General features: G+C 31.7%; 8 protein-coding genes. All 8 read right to left on the bottom strand.

Translation table 11 applies throughout. From position 1 onward, the window contains the following. Window positions 1-93: 93 nt before the first annotated feature. Window positions 94-1,134 carry a ferrated catecholamine ABC transporter substrate-binding lipoprotein SstD gene (locus CD129_RS12005; protein WP_115337711.1) on the bottom strand — a complete coding sequence of 347 codons (1,041 nt, stop codon included), beginning with the start codon at window positions 1,132-1,134 and terminating at the stop codon, window positions 94-96. A 105-nt stretch (window positions 1,135-1,239) separates the two neighbouring features. Continuing rightward, window positions 1,240-2,040, bottom strand: a complete 801-nt coding sequence (locus CD129_RS12010) for an iron ABC transporter ATP-binding protein (RefSeq protein WP_078357372.1) — start codon at window positions 2,038-2,040, stop codon at window positions 1,240-1,242. Then, window positions 2,037-3,002 (bottom strand): iron chelate uptake ABC transporter family permease subunit, encoded by a 966-nt coding sequence (locus CD129_RS12015; RefSeq protein WP_078357371.1) that lies wholly within the window; start codon window positions 3,000-3,002, stop codon window positions 2,037-2,039. Before CD129_RS12015 ends, CD129_RS12010 begins: the two co-directional genes overlap by 4 nt. After that, on the bottom strand, window positions 2,992-3,963 hold the full coding sequence (locus tag CD129_RS12020) for an ABC transporter permease (RefSeq protein WP_078357370.1): 972 nt from the start codon (window positions 3,961-3,963) through the stop codon (window positions 2,992-2,994). The genes CD129_RS12015 and CD129_RS12020 overlap by 11 nt, the downstream gene beginning before the upstream one ends. A 139-nt stretch (window positions 3,964-4,102) precedes the next feature. After that, window positions 4,103-4,519, bottom strand: a complete 417-nt coding sequence (locus tag CD129_RS12025; RefSeq protein ID WP_078357369.1) for a FixH family protein — start codon at window positions 4,517-4,519, stop codon at window positions 4,103-4,105. A gap of 773 nt (window positions 4,520-5,292) precedes the next feature. Further along, window positions 5,293-6,264, bottom strand: a complete 972-nt coding sequence (gene nrdF / locus CD129_RS12030; RefSeq protein WP_078357368.1) for a class 1b ribonucleoside-diphosphate reductase subunit beta — start codon at window positions 6,262-6,264, stop codon at window positions 5,293-5,295. Between the two features lie 27 nt (window positions 6,265-6,291). Beyond that, window positions 6,292-8,397 (bottom strand): class 1b ribonucleoside-diphosphate reductase subunit alpha, encoded by a 2,106-nt coding sequence (gene nrdE, locus CD129_RS12035; protein ID WP_115337712.1) that lies wholly within the window; start codon window positions 8,395-8,397, stop codon window positions 6,292-6,294. Next, window positions 8,360-8,758, bottom strand: a complete 399-nt coding sequence (gene nrdI, locus CD129_RS12040; RefSeq protein ID WP_107508988.1) for a class Ib ribonucleoside-diphosphate reductase assembly flavoprotein NrdI — start codon at window positions 8,756-8,758, stop codon at window positions 8,360-8,362. Before nrdI ends, nrdE begins: the two co-directional genes overlap by 38 nt. Window positions 8,759-8,939 lie beyond the last annotated feature (181 nt).

An 8,939-nucleotide genomic window follows, 5' to 3' on the forward strand; every position in this document is an offset into this window, starting at 1 on the left:
CGCACAGTCTACCTCTCTCCATAACTATAAAAAATAGCTATGAAAAAATCTATCGTCATAGATTTCTTCATAGCTAATCTTAGTATGTTTTATTTATTCTAAACCTTTAATTACTTCGTCTACTTGTTTTTCAGTTGTTCTTACGCCACCTGAAGCTAAGTACCATAATTGTGGATCAACATTAACTACTTTTTTATCTTTAATTGCCTTTACATCTTTAATGACATCGTTTGATAATGCTTTGTTTGAGCTTTCTTTACCACCGATTGCTTTACCTCTATCCATTGCGTAAATAATGTCTGGATTCTTCTCAGTTACATATTCATAACTGATTGGTTGACCATGACCACTTGATTTAATATTTTTATCAACTGGTTTAACGCCTAGTACATCATAAATTAAGCTACCAAATCTAGCACCAGGTCCATATGTAGATAGTTCACCTTCGTTAACTAGTAAGTACATTGCTTTGTCATCTGATTTTTCAGCTTTTTCTTTTGCTGTTTTTACTTTCTTATCTAAACCAGCAATTAATTCTTTTGCTTTATCTTCTTTATCAAAGATTTTACCTAAATTAGTTGTATTTTGTTCCACTGATTTTAATAAGTTTTTATCATCAGCGCCAACGTATAATCTAGCTGCATCTGGAGCTGCTTTTTTCAATTCATCTTGTACTTCTGTACCTGCTGTACGACCAGAGAATAAGATTAAATCTGGTTGAATTTCAGCAATCTTGTCATAATTCACTTCTTTTACTGAACCTGTGTTCACAACGTCATCGCCTTTAAACGTGTCTAAGAATCCAGGTAATGACGCGCCATTTTCCCCTTTTGGCACACCTTTAACTGCATCTTTAGCACCTAAAGCTTCTACTGTATCTAAAGCACCATAATCTAATACGACTACTTTTTTAGGATTTACTGGTACTTTTACTTTTTCTTCAATTTTTTTAGAGTCACTGCCGTCTTTTTTCTCGACACTAACTTCATATTTCGATTGAATTTCTATAGTTTGAGAACCACTTTTAGTATCATCTTTTGATGACTTTTCGTCTTTGCTGTTTGAGTTACTTCCACAAGCTACAAGCACTACTGATAACAAGCTAATTATAATAAAACCAAATACTTTCTTCATAGTTCATGATTCTCCTTCTGATTAAATGATATAAAATGTGTCCAAGAACCTATCTGCCCATGTAAAATCAAGCATCACTCCTTTCAATGATTAAAGTATTATTAACTACATAGCTAAAGTTTTAATTTCATCTACTTCAATGTATTCATTATCAAAATAAACACATATACGTTGTCCATTTATTTCTTGTATTTTGATATCTAGATCGTAAATATCACTCAATACCGGTTCATTGATGACCTCGTTTTTAAAACCAGCGATTTCTACTTTTCCATCTTTAATCGCGATAATTCTATCCGAGTAACAAGAAGCAAAGTTTATATCATGTATAACAATTACAATCGTTTTATTCATTTCTTTAACAAGTCTTCTTAAAATTTTCATAATTTGTACAGAATGTTTCATATCTAAATTATTTAATGGCTCATCTAACAATATATAATCAGTATCTTGAGCAATCGTCATAGCAATATATGCTCTTTGTCTCTGTCCACCAGATAATTCACTTAAATATTTATTTTGAATATTTGTTAACCCTAAATAATCGAGTGCTTTATCAATCATAATATTGTCTTGTCTTTTTAATTTACCTTTTGAGTATGGAAATCTACCAAAACTAACGAGTTGTCTTACAGAAATTTTTAATTCCGTATGATTCGTTTGTTTTAAAATAGCGAGCTTTTTAGCAAGTTCGTTACTTTTCATTGAAGCAATATCTTGATTATCTATTTTAATTTTTCCTTTATCTTTTTCAATCAATCGGCTGACCATAGCTAATACCGTACTTTTCCCAGCGCCGTTAGGACCTATAAAAGAAGTGATTTTGCCTTTTTCAATTTCTATATCAACATCATCTACGACTTTATTTTGATGATAAGTTTTTGTTAATCCTTCGACTTTTATCATGCTACATTACGCTCCTTTAAAATTAAGAATATAAAGTAAATACCTCCAATAAAGTTAATCATAATACTAATTTCTGTATTACCTTCAAATAAATGTTCGACAACCCATTGACCTAGAAACAAACTAATCCAACTTATGAGTATAGAAGCTGGCAATATATATTTGTGTTCAAATTCTTTAATAAATTCATGTGCGAGATTAACTACGAGTAAACCTAAAAATGTAATAGGTCCTACTAACGCAGTTGAAATTGTTACAAGCAATGCAACCATAACCATCAGCCATCTCGTAACATTTGTATAATTAACACCTAAGTTTATTGCATGATCTTTTCCTAATGATAATACATCTAAATATGGTCTAATTCTGAACGCTATAATGATCATAATTAACAATGCCGCACCTGATATTGTAAGCAATTCTTCATTAATAGCATTAAAACTTGCAAACATCGCGCTTTGTATAGATAAAAATTCTTCAGGATCAATCATCATTTCAATGAAGCTAGATAAACTGGAGAAGAATGTTCCGAAAACAATACCAAGCAATAGTATAAAGAATACATTTTGATCTTTAGATCTAAATAATATTTGGAATAAAAACAAGCTAAATAAAATCATGCCAACAAGTGTAATAATGAAATTCAAATGATAGTTTAATACAATTGATGAAGTTGAACCGAATATAAATATTAGTGAAGTCTTAATAAACATATATACAGCATCTAAACCGATAATGGATGGTGTCAAAATTCTGTTATTGGTTATCGTTTGAAAAATCACTGTAGAAACAGCAATACTTCCTCCTACTAACAACATAGCGATTACTTTTCTTACACGACCGGTTAATTGGTACTCTAAAATATTCGGATTAATATTATAAAATAAATACAAAGCTGCAATTAGAACAGTTAATACGGATAAAAGGATTAATTTATGTATGGGCGATAATTTATTGAGCATTTCTTGAACGTCCTTTCATCAGCATTACTATAAAAATAAAACTACCAATTACGCCAATTGTTAATCCAATTGTAATTTCATATGGGAAGATGATTAATCTACCTAACACATCGCAAATCATAACAAACAACGCCCCGAATACAGCAGTATGTGGTAGAGCATTTTTTAAATGATCACCTCTAAATATAGAAATTAAGTTTGGAATAATTAAACCTAAGAATGGCATTGTTCCAACTGTTACAACAACTAATGCAGTAATAATCGAAGCGATAATCAGCCCGATATTTACGACTTTTTGATAGTTAAGCCCTAAATTCACACTAAAATCTTTACCCATTCCGGCAATCGTGAATTGGTTCGCAAATATAAATGCAAGTATTAAAAAAGGAATGCTTATGTATAGAATTTCATATCTACCGCTAGTAATAATTGAAAAATTACCTTGCATAAAGTTCCCAATACTTTGAACTGTATTCGTTCTTAAAGCAATAAAAGAAGAAAAACTAGAAACAATATTTCCGAGCATAATACCAACTAGTGGGATGAATATGACATCTTTGAATTGAATTCGTTGAAGAATTTGCATAAACAACATTGTTCCACACAAACTCAACAATGTAGCAAATAGTAATTTGACTAATATATTTGCGTCTGGAAAAGCGATGAGCGCAATTAAGATTCCTAATCTAGCCCAATCCATAGTTCCAGCTGTTGTTGGTGAAACAAATTTATTACGGGTAAGCTGTTGCATAATAAGACCACAAATTGCTAAAGAACTACCCGAAATTATAATACTCACTGTTCTTGGAATTCTACTCGATACTAATATATTTTTTTGTTCATCAGATAAGTTAAATATGTGTAACGGTTTTACTTCGGACACACCTATAAAAATCGAGAAGAATGTCGTGATAACTAATAATACAATCAAAACATCTAAACGCATTAAAAATTTTCCCATGTCACACCCTACTTCTCATTAGTTGATAACGATTATCATTATCTCTATTGTAATGAAGAATAAAATTAAAAGCAATGCTATTTCAAAAAATGATAAGAGGAGGCTGAGACAATTTAATTTGTCTCAGCCTCTTTAAAAATTATTTTATAACAATATCTTTATTAGGCATTGTATGTTGATCTCTAGCTGTTACATGACTGGTTACATTGTATTTACCAGCATCTTTGAATTTGTATTTCAATTTATAAACGCCATCTTTATTTTCTTTAACTTTCTTCATCTCAGAAGAACCTTTGTCTCCATCTTTCACAATTTCGAACATTACTTCATCTGCATCTTTAACCTTTTCTTTACCAAGTGTAACTTCAGCTGATAATTCAACCTCTTCTCCACTTTCCGCCTCTTTCGGTACATTTAATGCTACTTCCAAAGCTTGAGGTTTATCAGACGATTTATGCTCCGAATGATTATGCTCTTCTTCCTTCTTATCATTTCCACATGCAGCTAACACAGATATAACTAATACTGTTAATAAGCCAAGTAAAATTCTTTTCAAGATTAAACCCACCTTTCATCTATTACCTTCATTATAAACAATTACTTTCTATTAAAATCAATTAATATTGAAAAATATGTTAACTTTTTATGGCAAAAGATAATAGTTGTTATTTTGTAATACAGATTAATAAAAAGCATGAGGTCGTTAGGGACATAATTCCGAGTAATGTCCCTATGAGGTGTTGTTAGGGACATAATTCCGAATAATGTCCGTATGAGGCGCTGTTAGGGACATAATTCTGAGTAATGTCCGTATGAGGTGCTGTTAGGGACATAATTCCGAATAATGTCCGTATGAGGTGCTGTCTCTAAGGAGCACTATTCAGAATTTTGCCAGTTAGAACAACCTAAGGAGCATTATTCGGAATTCTGCCAGTTAGAACAACCTAAGGAGCACTATTCAGAATTATGCCAGTTAGAACTTTCTAAGGAGCACTATTCGGAATTCTGCCAGTTAGAGCTTTCTAAGGAGCACTATTCAGAATTATGCCAGTTAGAACTTTCTAAGGAGCATAATTCGGAATTTTGCCAGTTAGCGCAATCTAAGGAGCATAATCCGGAATTCTGCCAGTTAGAGCTTTCTAAGGAGCACTATTCAGAATTATGCCAGTTAGCGCAATCTAAGGAGCATTATTCAGAATTCTGCCAGTTAGCGCACAATCATCTCCCGCAACCACGCCCCATAATCTAGCCCACCCCTATAAAGCCCACTTTCTCCACACAAAAAAGAGCCGAGACAATTCACTTGTCTCGGCTACGATCATTATATTCTTATTTTTCTTCAAAGATAAAGTCTTCATCTTTTAGGGCTTCTACGTTTAATGCTATAACGTAACCGTCACCTTTAACACTAAAGAAATCGTGGTTTTTAGTGCTTGTATTCAATGCGTTCTCGATTATAGGATTGAATGCTTTTTCTTCATAATATGGGTCAAATCCTAAGTTTGCTAATGCTTTGTTCGCATTATATGTTACGTAATTCATTACGTCGTTTGTTAAACCAATATCATCATATAAAGTTTTTGTATATTCATACTCATTTTTATATAGTAAATCTAGCATGCGATACATTTCTCTATCTGCTTTAATTTGTTCATCTTGTGAAAGTTCATTTTTCAGGCTTTGTGCATCTAAACCTGTAAATACACCGTGAATTGATTCGTCTAATAATATTTTACGAATAATTTCACCTGATGTTGTCATACGACCTTGTCCTGCTAAATATAAAGGATAATAGAAACCTGAGTAGAACAAGAATGTTTCTAAGAACACGCTTGAAACTCTAGCCATATATTGATCATATATTGATGCTTCTTTAGCCCATAGTTTATGGTAGTTTCCAACGATCATATCTGATTTATATTTTAGATGTGGTTCTTCCACAACCCAAGTATCTAATAATTCATTTGTTTCACTAGATGGCAATAATGTAGTAAATATATGAGAATAACTTTTCGCATGTATTTGTTCCATCATTCCCATAAATGAATATACAGCTTTTTTTCTTAAATCTTGAGTGTGCATCATGATTAATGGCATTCCATCATCTGCTTGATGTGTGTCTAAACCTGTAAGTCCAGCTAATGCTTTTTTAAATGTGTTTTTTTCTGCTTCAGTCAGTGTTTCCCAACTTGCCATATCTTTAGATACTTTGAATTCTGACTCAACCCACATTTGTGAGATGTTTTGACGCCAGAACATATTCGTCATATCTTCTTGTGTATTCCAATTTACTGCCTTCATGTTAGATCTCCTATCTTATTAAAATGATTAAATTGAACAACTTGTACATTCTTCTACACTTAATAATTTATTACGTGTATAGTAAAGTGATTTCAAACCTTTATGATGAGCATATACGTATAATCTTGAAAGTTCACGCGTAGAAATTTCTGAATTAACATATAAGATTGTAGAAATACCTTGGTCTACGTGCTCTTGAATTGTTGCAATTAAATCAATTAATTTCATTTGATCTGTATTAAATGCTGATTTGTAATACCACATAGTTTCTGGTGATAAGAATGGCATTGGGTAAAATGTTTCTGCATTACCATAAGTTCTTCTTTCAATTTGATCTACGATTGGCATTACTGAACTTGTAGCATTTTGTACATATGAAATACTTTGAGTTGGTGCAATAGCAAGTCTATAAGCATGATATAATCCATTTTCTTTAACTGCCTCTGCTAATGCTTTCCAATCTTCAGCAGTTGGCATTTCAATGCCTTCAAATAATGCTGCAACATTGTCGTATTGTGGTTTAATATCAGATTGAATGTATTTTTCAAAATATTTACCTGAAGCATAATCAGATTTTTCGAAATCAGCATATGTTTCTTGTCTTTCTTTAGCTATTTCCATTGAACGCTCAATAGAATAGTAGTTCATCATCATAAAGAATACATTAGCAAAGTCTTTTGCTTGTTCTGATTCATATCCGATTTTGTTTTTAGCTAAATAACCATGTAAATTCATTACTCCTAAGCCAACTGAATGCAATTCACTGTTCGCTTTTCTAACTCCTGGAGCATTTTTAATTTCTGTATCATCAGACACAACTGTTAAAGCATCCATTCCTGTATGGACTGAATCTTTAAATTTCTTAGATTCCATTACATTTACAATGTTTAATGATCCTAAATTACATGAAATATCACGTTTGATTTCATCTTCTGTTCCATAATCGTTAATAATGGATGTTTCTTGTAATTGGAAAATTTCAGTACATAAATTACTCATTTTAATTTGGCCAATTTCAGAGTTTGGGTGTACTTTATTCGCATTATCTTTGAACATTAAGTATGGATAACCTGATTGTAATTGAGTTTGCGCAATTGTATTTAACATATCACGAGCATCTTTAGCTTTTTTGATAATGTTAGGATTTGCTACAAGTTCATCGTAATACTCGTCAAGGTTAATATCATCAAGTGTTACACCGTATTCACGTTCAACAGTATGTGGTGCGAACATATAGAAATCTTTACCTTCTTTAGCTAAATCAAAGAATTTAGAAGGAACGATTAAACCTGTAGAGATTGTTGAAAGTCTAATGTCTTCATCTGCGTTAACTTTTTTAGTATCTAAAAATTCTAATACGTCGTAATGGAAGATATTTAAATAAACTGCTCCTGCACCAGGTCTTTGACCAAGTTGATCAGCATAACTAAATCCACCTTCTAGTGATTTTGCAACTGGAAGTACACCTTTAGCTACTCCTTTTATACCTTTAATTGCTTCACCACGAGCACGTAGTTTAGATAAATTAATAGCTACGCCGCCACCAATTTTACTTAATTGTTTAGCAGTTGAATCAATAAAGTTAATTGAATTCAAACTATCATCCACTTCTAATAAGAAACAACTTACTAGTTCCCCACGTCTTGCTCTACCAGCATTTAAGAATGTTGGTGTAGCTGGTTGAATACGTTGTTCAATCATACCTTCAACAAACTGCTTAGCTTGTTCAACATTACCTTTTGCTAAATATAAAGACACAATAATAACGTGTTCTTTGTAAGTTTCTAAATATTCTGATTTATCATTCGTCTTTAAAGCGTAATCTTTGAAAAATTTACTTGCTGACATATAACTTGCAAATTGAAAAGGAATTGAATCTGCAAATTGGTTTATCTCTTTTAGTGATTCTTCGCTATATTCTTTAAATAGATCATAATAGAAGTCTTGATCTACTAAAAAGTGCAAACGCTCTATGGGGTCATTAAATTGAATTGTTTTTTCTGCAATTTCTTCTAAATATACTTCTAATGCTTCTTGGTCTTTTTCAATATCAAAAAATCCATCTTCTCTTCTCTTTGTCACTTTATTGTTTAATTCAATATGATTTTGCTTCTGTTTGTTTATCATTTTCATAGAGATTAACCACCTTTTCTTTAAATTCATCTGCTATTTCTTGGTTACCGTGTAATTCAAACTTCATCAATAAAGGGACATGATATTTATTCGCGATTTCATCACTTGCTTTCGCGAAATTCTGTCCCCAATTTCTATTTCCACTACCTGCTACTGCTCTCAGATGTTGATGATTTACATTCAAAAAATCTTGTACAGTATCAGGAACTTGTCCGAATCCGATTGTACCTGTCACAATTATAAATGGTTCATTAATTGCATTTGTTTTGTTTGCCTCAGTGAGAGCCATTGTATCAGACAACCCAGCCCTCTGAATGAATCGTCTTACATTACCTGTTAAAGAGTAATAAATTATCTTCATTAACTTTCACCTGCCACATATATATACTTAATAAATTGCATTTATAAAATAAAAATACAAAAAATACAACACTTTATTCAATTTTATTCTAAATGTGCAAAACACAAGATATTGTGTCTGCTTTTTTATGTAGATACTATATTATGTGATTTATTATAACACTATAAATGATTCATAACAC

The sequence above is a fragment of the Mammaliicoccus fleurettii genome, from assembly GCF_003970575.1.
In the GTDB taxonomy this organism is placed as follows: Bacteria; Bacillota; Bacilli; order Staphylococcales; family Staphylococcaceae; genus Mammaliicoccus; species Mammaliicoccus fleurettii.

Bases quoted from the DNA above. Each gene is read 5' to 3' on its own strand.
- CD129_RS12005 (WP_115337711.1), bottom strand. From the start codon at position 1,134: ATGAAGAAAGTATTTGGTTTTATTATAATTAGCTTGTTATCAGTAGTG.
- CD129_RS12010 (WP_078357372.1), bottom strand. From the start codon at position 2,040: ATGATAAAAGTCGAAGGATTAACAAAAACTTATCATCAAAATAAAGTC.
- CD129_RS12015 (WP_078357371.1), bottom strand. From the start codon at position 3,002: ATGCTCAATAAATTATCGCCCATACATAAATTAATCCTTTTATCCGTA.
- CD129_RS12020 (WP_078357370.1), bottom strand. From the start codon at position 3,963: ATGGGAAAATTTTTAATGCGTTTAGATGTTTTGATTGTATTATTAGTT.
- nrdF (WP_078357368.1), bottom strand. From the start codon at position 6,264: ATGAAGGCAGTAAATTGGAATACACAAGAAGATATGACGAATATGTTC.
- nrdE (WP_115337712.1), bottom strand. From the start codon at position 8,397: ATGAAAATGATAAACAAACAGAAGCAAAATCATATTGAATTAAACAAT.
- nrdI (WP_107508988.1), bottom strand. From the start codon at position 8,758: ATGAAGATAATTTATTACTCTTTAACAGGTAATGTAAGACGATTCATT.